Genomic DNA, 17,340 nt, shown 5'->3' with positions numbered 1-17,340 from the left:
AATTGAAATCCATTCTCAATTAATCTCAAAAATAGCGATCGCACATGGTTGTTCGCGCGATCTATATAGCTCTATTATAATGAAAATGATTCTCATTATCAATATATTTTTGAATATCCTTCCAAATTCCTATTTCTATCTAACGAGAAAAAGAGAACCACCCGCTAATTGGGTCGTTCTCTTTTTTTTATGTGGATGATCGATTTGCAGGATTTAAGCGTCGCTCAATTGAACCTAAAACAATGTCGGCCAATATCGCCATTACAGCTGTCGGGATGGCGCCTGCAAGAATAATAGCTGTTCCATCAGTAGCATTTGTTCCACGAACAATAATAGCTCCAAGCCCCCCTGCACCTACGAATGTTCCGACTGCTACAATGCCAATGCCAATTACAAGTGCGGTTCGAATTCCAGCCATAATGACACTGATAGCAAGAGGAAATTCCACTTTTCCTAGTAATTGAAATTTGGTCATTCCAGATGCATAAGCGGCTTCAATAACACTTTTGTCTACCCCTCTAATCCCGACATACGTATTTTGGATAATAGGTAACAACGAATAAAAGAATACGGTTGTAATCACTGTCGTTGTTCCAAGACCCATGACCACCATTGTAATAGCCATAAAGCCTAGTACTGGTATCGTTTGAATAATACTACCAAACGAAAGCACCCAGCCGCTAATCCTTCCATACTTCGCAATCAGAATGCCGATTGGTATTGCTACTATCGCAGCAAACAAAACGCCATAAGCAGCCATTAAGAAGTGACGATAAAATTCCTCCCAAATATAAAAGCCATTTTGAGAAATATACGTAACCAATTGATCAATAAACGCCATTACGCCCCCTCCTCTTCAACCACTTTGTCTTCGTAATAATTGTTTTCCTCTAATAAATCCTTCGCAATCGTTGCAGGGCCTATTAGTTCAACATCAGCTAAATAGTTCATTTCCTGCATATCTTCCGTTGTCACAATGTTTGCTAACTTGTCCAAGATCGCCATTAATTCAGGATGTTCCTCTATGACTTCATTACGAATAACAGGGGATGCATCATACGGTGGGAAAAAATCATCTTCTAATACCACCAAATCGTAAGCCGCAATTCGTCCATCAGAAGAATACGCAAGGACGGCATCCATGTTCCCTGATGCAGCTGCATCATAAACGAGCCCTACTGACATTGGATACACATTCCCAAATTCAAAATGAGTTTCGGTAAAAGCTTGGTAGCCATCTCCTTGACGATTCACCCATGAGTTGTCAACACCGAAATTCATTTCCGCTGCAAATGGTCGTAAATCTTCTACATGCTCAATGCCATGCTCTTCTGCAAAATCACCAGTTATGGAAATAGTATAGCTATTTTCAAAACCATAGGAGTCGCCCCACGTTTGGTTAAATTGTTCCTGGAATTCTCTTTGGACAATTTCCATTGCTTCATCCGGATCTGTAATATCTGGCATGTTAAGCGCACCAGCTATATCTGTCCCTGTATAGCGTGTTGCCGTAATATCCACTTCCTCTTGTAGCATTGCTTGGTGTTGCACAATGGATGATCCTAAGTTTGTAATCAATTCTGTTTCTAAATCGGTGTAGTGCTCAATCATCTGTGAGACAACATGCCCCCATATTTCTGATTCCACTGTGTTTATTGTTCCAATGCGTATCGTATTTTCAGAAGGTCCACTTAATCCTGGTAAGGAACAACCTGAAAAGACAAGCAATGAGGCAAGGAACAAAGAGATTCTATGCTTCTTCATCTTGCGTTCTCCTTTCAAGCAGTTTCTTTTTCTCGATATGCTTTTGGTGTTAATTTCTTTTCTAAAGCTGACAGTCCCCAGCTGGCAAGCAATGCTAAAATCGTTGCAGGAACCGTTCCTAAAATAATAAGTTCAGGTTTGTAAAGGTTTAAGCCGTCAAAAATTAAATCACCTAATCCGCCACCACCAATAAAGGCCGCTAACGTTGCCCAACCAATTAAATAAACTGTTGCAAAACGGATTCCAGACATAATGACAGGTAGAGCAATTGGAAGTTCAATTTTCCGTATTAGCTCCAAGTTGTTCATTCCCATCCCTCTTCCAGCCTCTACTAGCTTTGAATCAACCTCTTTCACGCCAGTATACGTATTCCGTAAGATTGGCAAAACAGAGTATATAAATAAAGCGACAATAGCAGGTGCTGTTCCGACGCCAAGAAAAGGCATGAGGAAAGCTAAAATAGCCAAACTAGGAATCGTCTGTAAAATCCCGACAAACGAAATGATTCGATCTGCTACCTTAGGAACTCGCGTTAACAAAACTCCAGCTGGCACTGCAGCCATAACGCCTAATAGAATCGCGAAAAATGAAATATAAAGATGTTCACCTGTTTTCTCAAGTAATTCCCAACCGTAAGAAGACAGGGTGGATGTGATTGCGTCAATCATGTTCTTTTCTGCCTCCCTTAAAGTACGGTTTCAGTGTGATCTGGTGATGTGTCTAAATTCGAACCTTCACCCCAAATCGTGTCATAGACCATATCTGCTAGTGTAGCGCGTGTAACAATGCCAACTAAAGTCTGGTCTTCTGCTACTACCGGTACATATTTGCTCCCGCGGCGTAGCATTCTCCGCATCGTGTCACGCAGTAAGCTACCTTTCATCACCGAATAGATGTCACTTTCCATTGCCTCTGATACGTATGTTTTCTTTCTAAAGCTCGCGTCAATCATCTCAATATCCACATAGCCTTTTAAACGGTAGGAACCGTCAACAACTAATACCGAATCAACTCGTGACTCACGCATTTTTTGAATGGCATCCTTCAGTGTTGTATCTTCTGTTACCGTAACTGGATGTTCATTAATAATTTGTTCTACTCTAGTTACATCGGGTCGACTCTGTAGTAAACGATCTTTACCAATAAAGTCTTCAACAAATTGATTCACTGGATTTCTTAAAATGTCGTCCGGTGTTCCAACTTGAACAATTTCTCCTTGATTCATTATCACAATTTTGTCAGCGAGCTTAATCGCTTCGTCCATATCGTGGGTAACAAAAACGATCGTTTTATCCATTTCTTTCTGTAGCTTTTTAAATTCATCTTGTAGTGCATCTCTTGTAATAGGATCAAGTGCGCCAAATGGCTCGTCCATCAAAATGAGCGGAGGATCCACAGCTAACGCTCGTAAAACACCAATTCGCTGCTGCTGTCCTCCACTAAGCTCATGGGGATAGCGCTGCAAAAAGCTTTCTGGCAAGTCAACGATTTTAATTAGCTCTTCTGCCCGCTCTTGTTGACGTTTTTTATCCCATTTTAATAGAGAACCAACTAGGGAAATATTCTCGCCTACTGTCATATGAGGAATGAGACCAATCTGTTGAATGACATATCCAATTGAACGACGCAGATTTACCGGATCTTGATCTAGCACATTCTTTCCATTTAAAAAGATCTTGCCTTCAGATGGCTCTTGTAGCCGATTAATCATTTTCATTGTCGTGGTTTTACCGCACCCACTCGGCCCAATAAATACAACAAACTCGCCTTTTTCTACTTTTAAATTCATGTTTTTTACAGCAGGTTTCCCATTATCGCTATATTTCTTAACAACGTTTTTGAATTCTAACACGTTCCATACCTCCATCTATTTCCGCTCTACTTGCGCGCTTCTAAATTATAGGCAAGGTACAATTGAAAAATAAAATCCCATAATAGAGAAAAACAGCGTAAACTTTGTGCAATTTAAATTGTACAAAGTTTACGCTGTGGTCTATCTTACAATAACTCGTTTTTTCTCCCGAATGCTCCATTGCTTGTCTTTTTAACTTTTTGTTTGTCTATGGTACAGTTGTATCTGATTTGATAGAGGGAGGTTAGGCTGTGTCAGAGTCTAAAGATCAAGAGCTTCTTAATGAACTGCAAGCGTGTGAAGATTTAATTTCTGATCGTGTTGCCAATAACATGGAAACCTTTGGCGTTTCATCTACCGTTGGTCGATTACTCGGCATTATTTACATGAATCGGCAGGCAATGACGCTTGATGAATTAGCTGCAAAAACAGGGATGAGCAAAACCAGAATGAGTCAAGTGATGCGTCAAATGATCTCATTAAACATTGCTGAAAAGGAATTTGTAAAAGGAAGCCGTAAAGAGTATTACAATGTGGAAAGTGATTATGTACAAACATTTATCTCTCTTTTCACCACTAGTTGGAAAGAAGTTATTACACGAAATATGGCGCTTGAACGGCGCTTGCGGGACAAATTAAGTACGATCGAAGAAGACATAGAACAGCACGCTTCAGCCGATATCCTTAAAAAGCATCAAATGATGGAAAAAGAACTAGATGACTGGACGAATTATTATAATTGGATTGACCGTCTTGTTGACTGTTTTGAAACTGGTGAAATTTTCCAATATGTACCGATTCACCCACACTCCAAGGAGGCGAAAAACGATGACAACTAAACGTATTATTACTGCAGCATTAACAGGCGCTGGCGATACAACGAAAAAAAGCACTCATGTTCCGATTACACCGAAAGAAATCGCGGCATCTGCGATTGAATCTGCAAAAGCAGGTGCTGCCATTGCTCATATTCATGTTCGTGACCCTAAAACAGGAAAGCTTAGCCACGATGTTGCTCTTTTCCGCGAAACCGTGCAACGAATAAGAGAGGCTGATACCGATGTCATTATTAATATTACTGCCGGTGGTGGCGGTGATTTTGTCCCTAATTTAGAGGATCCAACTCGCGGAGGGCCAGGCACAGACATTCAAACCCCTCTCGAACGACATGAACCGGTTGGCGAATTACTTCCAGAATTATGTACCTTAGACTGTGGTAGTTTAAACTTTGGTGATCAAGTCTATCTTGGCCCTGAATCTTGGCTACGTGAACATGCCTTACTGATTAAAGCGAGTGGTGTAAAGCCAGAGTTAGAAGTGTTTGATACAGGTCATATTCGTCTAGCCAATCAATTAATCGCAGACGGTTACATTGAAGGAACACCAATGTATCAATTTTGCCTTGGCATTCCTTGGGGGGCAGATGCAGATCGAGAAACAATTGAGTATATGCGCGGTCGAATTGTGGAAGGCGCTACATGGTCTGCTTTCGGAATCGGTCGAAAACAGCTTCCAATTTTAATAGAAGCAGCCAAATTAGGTGGCAATGTTCGAGTCGGTTTAGAAGATAACCTTTATTTAGAAAAAGGTGTACTTGGTACAAATGAACAACTCGTCGATAAAGCCGTTCATGCGCTTCAGAAAGAAAACTTAGAACCTGCAACACCAGATGAAGCTCGAAACTATTTAGGATTAACGAAACGAGTAAACTAAAGGAGGTTTGATTCAAATGTCACAACGAACGATGGCTGTTATTGGTACAGGTGTCATTGGTAATGGATGGATTGCTCGGTTTATCGCGAACGGACACCGTGTGCTCGCTTATGACCCAGCTCCAGAAGCCGAAGCAAATACAAGACGAATGCTGGATGATAGTTGGTCAACATTAATCCAGTATGGTATAGATGAAAACGCCGCTAAAGACAACCTAACATTTGTGCAAACTCTAGAAGATGCCGTGGCCCATGCAGATTTGATTCAAGAAAACGTACCAGAACGTGAAAAGTTAAAAAAACAAGTGCTTGCGTCCATTGATCATTATGCGAAGCCGGATGCCATTATTGCTTCCTCTACATCTGGTTACATGCCGTCTGTTTTGCAGGAGGCATGCGTTAAGCATCCTGAAAGGGTTATTGTGGCTCACCCTTTTAATCCTGTTTACCTCATTCCGCTTGTAGAAATTGCCGGAGGAAAACAAACAGCAACGGAAACAATCAATAAAGCACAACAGATATATGATCAATTAAACATGAAGCCGCTTGTCATGTCAGGAGAAATTGATGGACATATCGGTGATCGTTTAATGGAAGCCTTATGGAGAGAGGCGCTGCATATTGTGAACGACGGTGTTGCCACGACAGAAGAAGTTGATAAAGCGATTGTGTATGGTCCTGGTTTACGTTGGGCATTAATGGGACCGTTCCTCACATTGCACCTTGCTGGTGGAAATGAAGGTATGAAACATATGCTAGAACAGTTTGGCCCAGCGCTTAAGTTGCCATGGACTCGTCTGATCGCGCCAGAGCTAACAGAAGATTTAAAGAAAAAAGTCATTGATGGTACATCGGCTCAGTGTGGAGAAATTCCCATTGCAGATATGGAACATCGTCGAGATCGATTTTTAATTAAACTAATGGACTTACTAGAAGAAGAAGGCTTTTGGCCGTCAGAAAGGGTACTTGCTTATGAACGAAACATTGACACTGTGGACAGGTAGCGTGTTGCCTGAGTGGGTAGATTATAACGGCCATATGAATGATGCGGAATATGCACGTGTTTTTAGTAGTGCGTTAGAAGCATTTATGGAACACATTGAACTAGGTGATAAAGGACGTCAACAACATCAATACACCATTTTCACATTGGAAAATCACATTAAATACTTGGCAGAAGCTCATAAGGGGGCACCTCTTAAAGCATCCATCCTCATTCTTGATCGTGATGTGAAGCGTGCCCATCTCTGGGTTGAATTAAAGGATGATTCTAATCAGCTTCTTGCAACAAGTGAACAAATGATCATGGGCATGGACAATGAGACGCGGCGTCCAGCACCCTTTCCGCCTATTGTTGAAGAAAAGCTAGCCGACATGCCACACGCTTCATTCGACCAATGGCCAAAAGGCGCCAATACCCTCATAGGCATTCGCAGGAAAAAGTAACAACTGATTTTCTTCAAAAATGTGCACAGCGAAAAAGCCTATTTAGTAGGCTTTTTCGTCATTATCTCCTCCACTCTTCTACTCGTGCACCCTAAAGAACTTTTACTTGTGCCAGTCGCTCCATTCGTTTGCTCACTTCTTTCCCAATTTCTAGTGCAGCAGTCGCTGCTGGAGAAGGCGCATTACAGACGTGTAAACTCCTCTTCCCTGTAACAATATGAAAATCATCCACAAGTTCTCCATTCACCGTTAACCCTTGAGCACGTACTCCACTAGAAGCTGGTATCAAGTCGTCTTCTTTCACAGCCGGAATGAGTTTTTGGAGGCTTGCTACAAATAATTTCTTACTATAGGAACGACGCATTTCTTCCATCCCTTTTTGCATGTATTTACTCGCTATTTTCCAGAACCCTCTATAACCTAATGTCTCTGCTAAATCTTTTACATTTAAATCGGTTTTCTTATAACCTTCTCGCTTAAATGATAGGACAGCATTGGGTCCTGCATCTACTTCTCCATTTATCATACGAGTGAAATGTACGCCTAAAAAAGGAAAGTTTGGATCAGGCACTGGGTAAATCAAATGGTTCACTAAATACCGTTTTTCTGGCTTCAATTTATAATATTCTCCACGAAACGGAATGATTTTCATGTCTAAATGGTAGCCAGCTAAATTGGCAATTCGATCACTATGTAACCCTGCACAATTAATGACGTATTGAGTATAGTACGTTTTCTGATCTGTTTGAACAATCACTTGATCGTGATGCTCCTTGATGGATCGAACCTCTTCAGCAAGGGTTAGTGTACCCCCTGCTCGTATAAACAGTGTCGCTAACGTTTCTGACACTTGTTTGTAATTAACGATGCCGGCAGTCGGTACGCGAATTCCTGCTATGCCGTTTACATGAGGTTCAATGTCAACTAACTCTTCTTTTGTTAACAGTTGAACATGGAGACCATTGTCAAGCCCTCTTTGATAAAGTGCATGAAGATGTTCAAGTTCTTTTTCTTCCGTTGCAACAATAACTTTTCCACAAATATCAATCGCTAGATCATGCTCTAAACAAAACTTACGCATCGATTCGCTGCCTGCTTTTGCAAAACGCGCTTTAAAACTACCTGGTTTGTAATAAATACCCGAGTGAATAACGCCACTATTGTTCCCTGTTTGATGACAAGCTACTTCGCTTTCTTTTTCAATAATTTGAATGCGCGCTTCGGGTTGTTTTTGTTGTAGGGCATAGGCGACAGAGAGACCTACAATTCCGCCACCAATAATACTGTAATCAAACATCTTTCCTTACCCCTTCCGTTACCTCTGCCAAGACTTCGACTAGATGCTTCACTTCAATTTTTTCAGCTAAACCGGCCCGTTGAACACCAAGCTTCATTTGTAAATGACAACCTGGATTGGTTGTAATGAGTAAATCAGGCTTGGCCTTTTGAACATGAGGCATTTTCTTATCTACGATAGCCGTTGCTTCTTCATAATGAAGCAAATTGTATATGCCTGCAGAACCACAGCACATCTCTTGCTTATCCACTTCCACGTAAGTTAACCCTGGAATCGATTGGATGAGCGCTAGTGGCGCAGCGGTGTTTTTTTGAACATGAGTCATATGACAAGAAGGCTGATAAACCGCTGTTTTGTTCATTTCCCCACTAAAAGGTAGGCCATTTTTCTCTAATATAATGGAAACGTCAACATGTTTACGTGCAAATTGCTCCGCTCGTTTATGCCAGTCGCTCTCGTGTCGCAGCAATTCGCCATACTCCATGAGCATTGCGCCACATCCGCCAATACTGGAAACGATATAATCATAGTGCTCTTCTTCAAACGCGGCGATGTTCTTTTTTGCTAACATTTTGGCTGTTCCAATGTCCCCAGCATGGTGCTGTAAAGCACCACAACAGCTTTGACTAGGAATCACGTGAACGTCACAACCGACTCGTTCTAGTAAAGCAATGGCTTGCTCGTTAATGCTGCCAAACATCGTATCCATTAAACAGCCTGTAAAATAAGCTACTCTATAGCTAGTCGATGGAGCAGTTAACGGTTTCTTCTGCTTACGTCTTTTAATGGTAGGCATCATTGCTTCAAATTCAGCCATTCCCTGTGGTAGTAACTTCGGTAAGATTCCACTTTTTTGTACTAATGTTTGCACACCCGACTTTTGATAGGCTTGTAAGCCAAACTCGATCACACGTAGCATTTGAGTTGATGGCAGCAAGCCTTTAAAGACCGTCTTTTCCACCATTCTTTGGGTAAGAGATGATGGATAAGATTCGGCTAATACTTCTTTAGCCGATTCAAGAATACGACCGTATTGTACATTAGTTGGACAAGCGGTCTCACAGGCGCGACAGCCTAAGCAAAGATCAATCGGCTCTTTTAGCTCATCAGTACTAATCTTTCCTTCTGCTGCCATTTTCACGAGATTGATGCGACCACGAGGAGAGTGTGTTTCTTTTTCCATCGTCTGATACGTCGGACAAGCTGGCAAACAATAGCCGCATTGTACACAATCAAAGGTTTCCTCATAAGCAAGCTTAGCCATTTGATAACACCAACTTTTGATCTTTCTCAGGAAAGATCTTTCCAGGATTTAAGATGTTATTTGGATCCCAGCTTTGTTTAATTCGCTTCATTAAATCGAGTCCATCTTTCCCTACTTCCATCTCCATAAACGGTGCTTTCATTGTGCCAATGCCATGCTCTCCTGAAAGCGTCCCCCCAAGATTCACAGCAGCTTCAAAGATTGCAGCAACTGCTTGTTCCACCCGTTTCATTTCTTCTTGATCTCGAACATCTGCAATAATGTTTGGATGTAAATTCCCGTCTCCAGCATGGCCAAACACAACTAAATCAATCTGATACGTCTCTCTAATTTCTTTCAAAGCAGCAAACATGTCTGGTATTTTACTTCGAGGTACTGTCGCATCTTCAGAAATTTTCGTTGGCTTTAGCCTTACAATGGCAGGAGAAACTAACTTTCTTGCTTTCCATAGTTCAGCCGCCGCTTCATTTGTTTGTGCTACAGTCACTTCTCGAGCGTTCATCTCTAAGCACCACTGTTCTACTTCTAAAATCTCCTCTTCTATCGCCGCAGGGTGACCGTCTAATTCAATTAGTAATAACGCATCAACGTCAGTTGGTAAGCCAATTGATTCATATGCTTCTACAGCAGCAATAGACGCTTGATCCATTAATTCCAATTTCGCCGGGACAATCCCATTTTTCAGTAAAGCGGAGATGGCTTTTCCTGCATCGACAATATCTTCAAATAGTGCCAACAATGTCTTACTCGCTTTTGGCTTCGGTACTAATTTCAAGGTGGCTTCTGTAATAATGGCTAGCGTCCCCTCAGAACCAACAATTAACTTGGTTACATCATAGCCCGTCACATTTTTCACCGTTCGCCCTCCAGTTTTTACAACCTTTCCCTCTGGTGTTACAACTTCTAAACCAAGCACATAGTCTTTTGTCACGCCATATTTTAAGCCTCTAGGACCACCGGCATTTTCTGCTAAGTTACCACCAATCGTTGAAACATGTGCACTACTTGGATCAGGTGGATACATAAATCCGTACTCGCTTGCTTTGTCATTAATGGCAGCTGTTAGCACGCCTGGTGACACAATTGCAATCATATCATCTGGCTCGATAACAAGTTTATCCCGCCATTGCGAACAGTCCAGCACAATCCCACCATGCACTGGTAGCGGTCCGCCACTTAAACTTGTTCCTTGTCCTCGTGGGTAAACAGGGACCCGGTGCTCGTTTGCTAACTTCATAATCTCTACGACTTCTTCTTTTGACTGTGGTTGAATAACGAGATCAGGAATATAGGCACCAAAAGAAGCATCGTAGCCATAACTCGCACAATCTGCTGGTGAGGTCAAGATTCGCTTTGTATCAATGGATATTCGCTGTTCAAGTTCTTGCAGAAAACGCATGTCTTTTTTTTTCTGTGTTTCTTTCTTTATCGGCATGGTTCCTCTCCCCCTTGTTAAATACGTGGATCTCCTAATTTCTTTCTTACATTGACGAGGTGTGTATTCATGGCTTCTCGAGCCGCTTGGGCATCTTTTGCCGCAATAGCTTCATAGATTGCTTTGTGTTCTTCATACACGTTTCTTCGTTTCTCTACTTTCCCCATGTTAAGCCGTAGCGAGAACTCAATGGCATGGTCAAGAAGCTCTTTCATATTTTCTAACGTTGCCGTTAAAAATGGGTTTTTTGCTGCTTTTACAAGAATGAAATGAAAATGAGAATCAGCTTCGTTCCCGATCGTCTCCTTTGAAATAACCGTTTCAGAGAAAGCGATTAGTGCTCGCTCTAAGGTGAGAACCTCATCAGGTGTAGCTCGAATCGCGGCAAGTGCAGCTGCTTCCGTCTCAATAATATGACGCATTTCAAGTAAGCTGTGCACTTCATCAATGGAAACCATTCCAAGTTTTATGTGTTCCATCATTGACATTAATGTGTGATCTTTAACCCATCTGCCGCCACCTTGTTTTGACTCAATAACGTCCATTGCCGTTAACACCGTTAAAGCCTCTCGTATTGGCGCTCGACTAACTTGAAACCGCTCTGCCAATTCCATTTCAGATGGAAGCTTCTCACCATTTACGTAAGGTTCCTGCTGAATCATTTCTTTTAAATAGTCTAAAACTTGCAGCGACACTTTTTTTCGCTCAATAAGTCCACTCATTTAACTCACCTTTCTGTCTATGAAATAGGTGGTACTACTTGATTCGTTCCTTGAACCTTTTTTGAACGCATGATGTGCCAAATAGTTACAGCTAATAGCACCGCTAAACCAATAGCATTGGAGGTCATACCTGGTGTAATTAATAGCAAAGAGCCCACAAAGAAAATCATTCGTTCATAGATACGTAAAGGCACAGATAAGAATCCACTCAACGCAACAGCAATTGCAAACACCCCAATTACTGACGTTGCAAGCGTCACGATAACGGTAACAACTGATAATGAACTTCCTTCTGTCGCTTGTAGAACCATCGCCGGATTATAGGCAATCATAAATGGAATAATAAATCCTGGAAGTGCTAATTTTACAGATGTCCAGGACGTCTTCATCGCATCAGCACCTGCTATTCCAGCTGCCGTATAGGAAGCAAGTGCAACTGGTGGCGTAATGTTGGATAAAGCACCAAACCAGAATACAAAGAAATGAGCAGCAATCGGATTCACACCAATTTCAACTAATGCTGGTGCAGCTGTAACAGCAACAACAATATAAAGTGCCGTCGAAGGCAGTCCCATGCTCAAGACGATACATGTAGCCATAACAAGAACGAGTGCAATCCATAAGACACCATCAGCGGCATTTAAAACGTTATACGCTATCGCCGATCCAAGACCTGTCATTGTCACGACAGCAATAATAATTCCTATCGACGCACAAGCTAATCCAACTTGGATGGTACTCTTTGCACCATCAACAAAGGCTGTTTTAACCTTTTTCAATGTCACTCGTGTTTCTTTACTTTTTGTAAGCCAGCTTGCGACAATCACAATAACAATACCAGAAAATCCTGCAAACAATGGTGTATATCCAGCTAATAACGTTCCAATAACAACAAGAATTGGTAGTAACAGCAATCCGCGCTCTTTTAACACATCCCATACTTGTGGAATCGATTCTTTACTCATGCCTTTTAATCCTTGTTTTTTTGCCTCTAAATCAATCGCAATGACAAGTGCGACAAAGTATAGAAATGTTGGGATTAATGCTGCAAAGACAATCGTTGAATAAGGAACGCCTAGAAATCCAGCCATGATAAACGCGGCAGCTCCCATGATTGGTGGCATCATCATACCACCTGTCGATGCTGTAGCTTCAACCGCAGCAGCATAATTTTTCTTTAATCCAACTTGTTTCATAAGGGGGATCGTAAATGCGCCAGTTGTGGCTACGTTGGCAACAGCGCTACCATTTAATGAGCCTGTGAGTGCACTAGAAATAACAGCCACTTGCGCAGGTCCACCCCTTCGTTGACCAGCAACCGCTATCGCTAAATCATTAAATAATTTTGAAGCGCCACTAACGCTTAAAAATGCACCAAACAAAATGAAAATAACAATATACGTAGAGGCAATGGACAATGTAATGCCAAAAACCCCTTCTGTCGTCATGTAAACGCGATACAGTAGTCGTTCAAAAGAAAATCCTGCATGTCCAAACATTCCTGGAAAATAGGGTCCGAATACAGCATAAATGATTGCAACTGCTGCTAATATTGGTATAAACGTACCAAGAGTTCTTCTAGTTGCTTCCAATAATAATAGAACGGTTAAAATAGCAAATACATAATCAAGCGTCACCGCTTGAGACATCCGGTCAACATGAATGGTCGTATAAAAAAGCAATAAGTAACCAGTTCCAATAATTCCTAAACTTGCTAACAGTAGATCTAAAGATGTGAATCGCTTTTTTGAACTTTTTTTCGTCGCAGGATAGAGCAAGAATGCGAGAATAAGGAGTAATAGTAAGAATAAAATATTTCGATAAATCTCTTGAATATTCATAAAGCTGTTTACATATATAGCAAATGCAGATAAAAAAATAGCGATTACCGACATCATACGATATTGCCAACCACTTAATTGCCTACCAATTCCAGCCTGCTCCCTTGTTGTTTCATCCAACATATCTTCTTTCGTCGTCATCCTTGCTCGCCCTCCTCTGCCTCTGGTGGTACCAATTCGTCTGGAATGTCAATTCCTTGTTCAACAAAATAGTGATAAGCTCCAAGATGAAGCGGAACCGACACACCAACTAGTGCGGTTTCAAGGGTCATCTCACGAGCCGAATTATGTACTTCATACATGGTCTCTAAATTTTCAAATAAAATTTTTGTTAGTAAGTAGATTTGATCAGCATCTTGCTGCTTATCAACTCCTAGTACATTTGACTGTGCGATTGTATAGATCGGCTCCTCTTGTCGTGGATATGTGCCTGCATCAATTTCATATCGAAAGAAAACAGGATACAGTGCATTGATTGAATCCAATTGCTCATCCGTCACATCTAGAACCGTGGCACGAACACCACTAGCATACATGTCCGTAATGGCAGTTACCGGCACACCTGCTGGTAAAGAGCCACCATCTAAACGTCCATCTCGCATGGATGATATCGTATCATCGTAGCCCAGATAATCTGGTGATACATCGTCCACACTTAAACCAATCCCATTAATTAATGCTCTCGTTGACTGCTCAGTTCCACTAGCTTGCGGACCAATTGAGAAAGAGGTTCCTTCAACATCTGAAATGGTACCGCTTTCAATTTTGCTGTTCATTAAAACAAAGTGTTCGACATTTGACCAAAGCATCGTCACGGTTCGCAAGTCTTCATAAGCACTTCCTTCATAAATACCCGTACCTCGATAAGCTTGGTCCGCAATAAGCCCTTGTAAAATTCCAAATTGCGCTTCTTCTTTTCGCAGCAAATCAATGTTTTCAACCGATCCTGCTGACGATTGTCCTGTTGCTCGTATCCCCTGATCGATCAACTCTTCTGTCCAAAGATTTCCCATTCCCACACCGATTGGGTAATAGGTTCCACCAGTAGACGCTGTTGCAATTGAATAATAATGATTATCTTCGTTTCCACAGGCCGATAGTAAAATCGCTGTAGTGGCAAGTACCATGCCAAAATGACCTTTTTTGTTCATCATACATCTCCCCTTTATGAAAGCGCTTAAAAAAGTTGTAAGGCAAGTATACAACTTATAAAAATACAAAATCAAGCACTTTTTTCACTACCAAAAAAAGACAGCGACCATACTGATAGATGGTCACTGCCTTTTAATTTTTCATAACAAATAATCATTCTCAATTGAATAAAAATGAAAAACCGCTTATATATGCGGTTATACGTTCCCTGCTAAAGATGGATCTGCTTCTTCTTTAACAGCAGATTGTCCATGACATCGATGGCATATTCCATGAAAGGTAAGACGATGATCTTTTACTTTAAAGTGAAAATCTTTTTCTACAATCTTCTCCACTTCACCTAACAAGTCTTCTTGTATTTCATCAACGGCACCACATTCTATGCAAACAAGGTGATGATGGGAGTGGTTGACGCCTTCTTTTCGTAAATCAAAGCGTGAAACACCGTCTCCAAAGTTAATCTTATCAACTACTTTTAATTCAGTTAACAATTCTAATGTACGATAAACGGTAGCTAAACCAATTTCAGGTGCTTTTTCTTTTACAAGTAAATAAACATCCTCAGCACTCAAATGATCCTCTTCATGCTCCAATAAAACCATCACAGTCGCTTCCCGCTGGGGCGTTAGTTTATAGCTTTGAGCATGTAATTGCTTCTTAATTCGCTCTAATCGATTTTCCATAACAGCCTCCTCCGTCCAAGCGATCTAGTTTCTTTATTATAAAATGGAAGAAAACTGTTGTCAATTGATAATTATTATAAATTGAAAATGAATATTAATTACTATTTTAGATTGATTCTAAAATAATGATAATGTCCATTTTAACAATGATGGCGCCAAATACGATTCAAACAGTGCCGCAATAAAGGTCACTGCTAATAAGCAAACAATCGTCACGGTATAACTGAGAAAATGAGGGAAAATCGGTTCATGAATTCCTTTCATAAACGTATGTTTAAACAATCGAATACAGAAACGAACGCTTAAACAGCCAACAGCAATGAAAACAGGAATTAAAATAATATTTTGCGGAAAAACCGTAACGAACGCAATGACAAACCCTTGAGCCCCCATTTGATTAACTAGAAATCCAACAGTAAATCCAATCACAATTCCTTTCATGAATAACAAAATAAAGATAATAGGCAAACCAATCATTGAAATTCCCAATATCCAAAGAAGACCAATGTATTTACTATAATGCACAATACTATTTATAAACAATTCATTTGCAGTTGCTTCAATATGTCCGTTATTCATCTCATGAAAAAACTGGCTTAAATGCAAAAATAAATCATGCCGCTGAGTTAGACTAATGCTATTAACAAGAAATGCTCCAAAGATAATCCCCATTAAAAACAAAATACTAACAAATAAATAAACCGATTTCCTTTGTTTAATATGATTCTTCAACTGCTCAAGCAATTCTATTCGTTTCATAGCCTGTCCCTCCTCTCTTCACTATATGAAGAAGAAAAGAGGGCTATGTCTATTGTTTATTATTCTTTTAACTTTAAGTATTGAATCGCATACATCGTTTTCGCATCGTGAATTCGCTGCTCTCTTATTAATTCCTCGCATTCAGCTAATGATTTCGTCACAACATGAACATATTCTCCTTCATCGAGCTGCTGTTCACCTACTTCCAAGCTTGACGCTTCATAAAGATAGACCAATTCGTCTGCAAAACCTGGTGACGTATAAAATGAAGCAATTTCTGTTAATGACGATGTGCTGTAACCCGTTTCTTCTTTTAATTCACGGTAAGCTGTTTTTATCGGCTCTTCCCCCACTTCAATTTTTCCAGCAGGTATTTCAATTATTGGTTTCTCAAGTGCCTTTCGATACTGTTCAACGAGCACAAGTTTATTCTCATCTGTAACCGCTATAATCGCTACAGCACCAGGGTGTTTAACTAGCTCCCTTTTCGCTTGTTCCCCGTTTTCATGCTCTATCGTCGCAATCGAAACATCAATTATTTTTCCTTTGTAAATCGGTTCACTCTTTATCGTCTTTTCAAAAAAAGTTGTCATGAAATGCATTCTCCTAACATGTCCTATGTATAAGCAGATTATGGTTTTCCTAAAATGATAGGGAGGTGATCGGTCTTGAAAAAACACATTCGACCTAATCAAGTCTATCTAGCTGGTTCAAAAACAGATGTTTTATTGGAACTAAAAAAAGCCGCATTACACTATACATTTGTGCAAGAATGGATTCAACTTGAACACGGATATGGTCACAAAAGAAAAGTCATCAAACGAATTAAATAACATTAGTTTGCAAACGCAGTATCAATACGCTCCATTAACAAATCTTGTGTTACTTCTCCTATTATAACATCTTGAATATGAAGGTTTGAATCTAAAAGGTAGGTCATGGGCAAACGAGAAGGCTCCACTTCACGTATAAAAGCACCGTCTTCATCAAAAAGAACAGGTAATGTCAGCCCTATTTCTTCGATAAAGTCGACTGGATCAGATGCTCTATACTCTTTCGTGAGCATATTAACCGTTACCACGTCAACTGTATCGTTTGTATCATCGATAGCCATTAATTCAGGCATTTCTCTTACACAAGGCTCACACCATGATGCCCATACATTGAGGACAATAACATCATTCTGGAAGTCTCCCAATGAGACGACCTCCTCATCAAATTGCTCCATGCTGATATTGGGCATTCGATCGCCTTTTTGTAATGGCCCGGATGTTGAATGGCGGTCAATGAAAACAAACGCTGTAGCAGCTATGGCAAGCAATACCACCATAAGCGTTATGATTCGTTTACGTTTCATACGAACACCTCTTTTCGAGTTCTAGAAAGTCTGCTAAAATAAGCAAGTGTTGCACA

At 40.6% G+C, this 17,340-nt stretch carries 19 protein-coding genes; 5 read left to right on the top strand and 14 right to left on the bottom strand.

What is annotated here, in order from left to right:
* Positions 1-187: 187 nt before the first annotated feature.
* From FPV17_RS09350 to FPV17_RS09335, 4 genes are read right to left on the bottom strand one after another with little or no spacing between them, the layout of a single operon-like run.
* A complete protein-coding gene (locus tag FPV17_RS09350) occupies positions 188-841 on the bottom strand; it encodes an ABC transporter permease (RefSeq protein ID WP_144558814.1) in 654 nt (217 codons plus the stop codon).
* Positions 841-1,764: an osmoprotectant ABC transporter substrate-binding protein gene (locus FPV17_RS09345; RefSeq protein WP_035394075.1), complete on the bottom strand. Its 924-nt coding sequence runs from the start codon at positions 1,762-1,764 to the stop codon at positions 841-843. Before FPV17_RS09345 ends, FPV17_RS09350 begins: the two co-directional genes overlap by 1 nt.
* A 14-nt stretch (positions 1,765-1,778) precedes the next feature.
* Positions 1,779-2,429: an ABC transporter permease gene (locus FPV17_RS09340; RefSeq protein WP_060705129.1), complete on the bottom strand. Its 651-nt coding sequence runs from the start codon at positions 2,427-2,429 to the stop codon at positions 1,779-1,781.
* Between the two features lie 20 nt (positions 2,430-2,449).
* Positions 2,450-3,616: a betaine/proline/choline family ABC transporter ATP-binding protein gene (locus FPV17_RS09335; RefSeq protein WP_144558812.1), complete on the bottom strand. Its 1,167-nt coding sequence runs from the start codon at positions 3,614-3,616 to the stop codon at positions 2,450-2,452.
* Between the two features lie 332 nt (positions 3,617-3,948).
* Between FPV17_RS09335 and FPV17_RS09330 the strand changes: the two genes are divergently transcribed.
* Genes FPV17_RS09330 through FPV17_RS09315 form a run of 4 tightly spaced genes read left to right on the top strand, consistent with a single transcriptional unit; the run spans position 3,949 to position 6,774 of the window.
* The gene (locus tag FPV17_RS09330) at positions 3,949-4,455 is read left to right on the top strand and encodes a GbsR/MarR family transcriptional regulator (protein ID WP_412766078.1); all 507 of its coding nucleotides are present in this window, start codon (positions 3,949-3,951) and stop codon (positions 4,453-4,455) included.
* The gene (locus FPV17_RS09325; RefSeq protein ID WP_144558811.1) at positions 4,445-5,329 is read left to right on the top strand and encodes a beta-keto acid cleavage family enzyme; all 885 of its coding nucleotides are present in this window, start codon (positions 4,445-4,447) and stop codon (positions 5,327-5,329) included. Before FPV17_RS09330 ends, FPV17_RS09325 begins: the two co-directional genes overlap by 11 nt.
* A 16-nt stretch (positions 5,330-5,345) precedes the next feature.
* Positions 5,346-6,332 carry a 3-hydroxyacyl-CoA dehydrogenase NAD-binding domain-containing protein gene (locus FPV17_RS09320; RefSeq protein WP_144558810.1) on the top strand — a complete coding sequence of 329 codons (987 nt, stop codon included), beginning with the start codon at positions 5,346-5,348 and terminating at the stop codon, positions 6,330-6,332.
* Positions 6,301-6,774 (top strand): thioesterase family protein, encoded by a 474-nt coding sequence (locus FPV17_RS09315; protein ID WP_144558809.1) that lies wholly within the window; start codon positions 6,301-6,303, stop codon positions 6,772-6,774. The genes FPV17_RS09320 and FPV17_RS09315 overlap by 32 nt, the downstream gene beginning before the upstream one ends.
* 91 nt (positions 6,775-6,865) lie before the next feature.
* On the opposite strand, the gene lhgD is transcribed toward FPV17_RS09315, so the two are convergent.
* The 9 genes from lhgD to FPV17_RS09270 form a co-directional block, all read right to left on the bottom strand.
* Positions 6,866-8,071 (bottom strand): L-2-hydroxyglutarate dehydrogenase, encoded by a 1,206-nt coding sequence (gene lhgD, locus FPV17_RS09310; protein WP_035394079.1) that lies wholly within the window; start codon positions 8,069-8,071, stop codon positions 6,866-6,868.
* A complete protein-coding gene (locus tag FPV17_RS09305) occupies positions 8,064-9,335 on the bottom strand; it encodes a (Fe-S)-binding protein (RefSeq protein ID WP_144558808.1) in 1,272 nt (423 codons plus the stop codon). The genes lhgD and FPV17_RS09305 overlap by 8 nt, the downstream gene beginning before the upstream one ends.
* Positions 9,328-10,734 (bottom strand): FAD-binding oxidoreductase, encoded by a 1,407-nt coding sequence (locus FPV17_RS09300; RefSeq protein WP_060705130.1) that lies wholly within the window; start codon positions 10,732-10,734, stop codon positions 9,328-9,330. Before FPV17_RS09300 ends, FPV17_RS09305 begins: the two co-directional genes overlap by 8 nt.
* A gap of 53 nt (positions 10,735-10,787) precedes the next feature.
* Positions 10,788-11,492, bottom strand: a complete 705-nt coding sequence (locus FPV17_RS09295; protein WP_144558807.1) for a FadR/GntR family transcriptional regulator — start codon at positions 11,490-11,492, stop codon at positions 10,788-10,790.
* Between the two features lie 17 nt (positions 11,493-11,509).
* Positions 11,510-13,474 (bottom strand): TRAP transporter permease, encoded by a 1,965-nt coding sequence (locus FPV17_RS09290; protein ID WP_144558806.1) that lies wholly within the window; start codon positions 13,472-13,474, stop codon positions 11,510-11,512.
* On the bottom strand, positions 13,471-14,487 hold the full coding sequence (locus FPV17_RS09285; protein WP_035394084.1) for a TAXI family TRAP transporter solute-binding subunit: 1,017 nt from the start codon (positions 14,485-14,487) through the stop codon (positions 13,471-13,473). Before FPV17_RS09285 ends, FPV17_RS09290 begins: the two co-directional genes overlap by 4 nt.
* A 195-nt stretch (positions 14,488-14,682) precedes the next feature.
* On the bottom strand, positions 14,683-15,168 hold the full coding sequence (gene fur, locus FPV17_RS09280) for a ferric iron uptake transcriptional regulator (RefSeq protein ID WP_035394086.1): 486 nt from the start codon (positions 15,166-15,168) through the stop codon (positions 14,683-14,685).
* A gap of 117 nt (positions 15,169-15,285) precedes the next feature.
* Positions 15,286-15,927, bottom strand: a complete 642-nt coding sequence (spoIIM, locus tag FPV17_RS09275; RefSeq protein WP_035394087.1) for a stage II sporulation protein M — start codon at positions 15,925-15,927, stop codon at positions 15,286-15,288.
* Positions 15,928-15,986: 59 nt separating this feature from the next.
* Positions 15,987-16,520: an NUDIX hydrolase gene (locus FPV17_RS09270; protein WP_144558805.1), complete on the bottom strand. Its 534-nt coding sequence runs from the start codon at positions 16,518-16,520 to the stop codon at positions 15,987-15,989.
* Between the two features lie 75 nt (positions 16,521-16,595).
* On the opposite strand from FPV17_RS09270, the gene mciZ reads away from it, so the two are divergent.
* Positions 16,596-16,760 carry a Z-ring formation inhibitor MciZ gene (mciZ, locus tag FPV17_RS21880; RefSeq protein ID WP_186370768.1) on the top strand — a complete coding sequence of 55 codons (165 nt, stop codon included), beginning with the start codon at positions 16,596-16,598 and terminating at the stop codon, positions 16,758-16,760.
* Between the two features lie 2 nt (positions 16,761-16,762).
* Here the strand turns inward: mciZ and FPV17_RS09265 are convergent, their stop codons facing one another.
* Positions 16,763-17,284, bottom strand: coding sequence for a TlpA family protein disulfide reductase (locus tag FPV17_RS09265; protein WP_060705054.1), 522 nt, complete (start codon positions 17,282-17,284; stop codon positions 16,763-16,765).
* Positions 17,285-17,340: the final 56 nt, after the last annotated feature.

The organism is Shouchella miscanthi (assembly GCF_007725405.1).
GTDB lineage: Bacteria > Bacillota > Bacilli > Bacillales > Bacillaceae_D > Shouchella > Shouchella hunanensis.
This window is presented reverse-complemented; position numbering and strand designations above follow the sequence as displayed.

Coding starts and splice junctions, on each gene's coding strand:
- FPV17_RS09350 (WP_144558814.1), bottom strand. CDS start 841: ATGGCGTTTATTGATCAATTGGTTACGTATATTTCTCAAAATGGCTTT.
- FPV17_RS09345 (WP_035394075.1), bottom strand. CDS start 1,764: ATGAAGAAGCATAGAATCTCTTTGTTCCTTGCCTCATTGCTTGTCTTT.
- FPV17_RS09330 (WP_412766078.1), top strand. CDS start 3,949: ATGGAAACCTTTGGCGTTTCATCTACCGTTGGTCGATTACTCGGCATT.
- FPV17_RS09325 (WP_144558811.1), top strand. CDS start 4,445: ATGACAACTAAACGTATTATTACTGCAGCATTAACAGGCGCTGGCGAT.
- FPV17_RS09320 (WP_144558810.1), top strand. CDS start 5,346: ATGTCACAACGAACGATGGCTGTTATTGGTACAGGTGTCATTGGTAAT.
- FPV17_RS09315 (WP_144558809.1), top strand. CDS start 6,301: ATGAACGAAACATTGACACTGTGGACAGGTAGCGTGTTGCCTGAGTGG.
- lhgD (WP_035394079.1), bottom strand. CDS start 8,071: ATGTTTGATTACAGTATTATTGGTGGCGGAATTGTAGGTCTCTCTGTC.
- FPV17_RS09305 (WP_144558808.1), bottom strand. CDS start 9,335: ATGGCTAAGCTTGCTTATGAGGAAACCTTTGATTGTGTACAATGCGGC.
- FPV17_RS09300 (WP_060705130.1), bottom strand. CDS start 10,734: ATGCGTTTTCTGCAAGAACTTGAACAGCGAATATCCATTGATACAAAG.
- FPV17_RS09295 (WP_144558807.1), bottom strand. CDS start 11,492: ATGAGTGGACTTATTGAGCGAAAAAAAGTGTCGCTGCAAGTTTTAGAC.
- FPV17_RS09290 (WP_144558806.1), bottom strand. CDS start 13,474: ATGACGACGAAAGAAGATATGTTGGATGAAACAACAAGGGAGCAGGCT.
- FPV17_RS09285 (WP_035394084.1), bottom strand. CDS start 14,487: ATGATGAACAAAAAAGGTCATTTTGGCATGGTACTTGCCACTACAGCG.
- fur (WP_035394086.1), bottom strand. CDS start 15,168: ATGGAAAATCGATTAGAGCGAATTAAGAAGCAATTACATGCTCAAAGC.
- spoIIM (WP_035394087.1), bottom strand. CDS start 15,927: ATGAAACGAATAGAATTGCTTGAGCAGTTGAAGAATCATATTAAACAA.
- FPV17_RS09270 (WP_144558805.1), bottom strand. CDS start 16,520: ATGACAACTTTTTTTGAAAAGACGATAAAGAGTGAACCGATTTACAAA.
- FPV17_RS09265 (WP_060705054.1), bottom strand. CDS start 17,284: ATGAAACGTAAACGAATCATAACGCTTATGGTGGTATTGCTTGCCATA.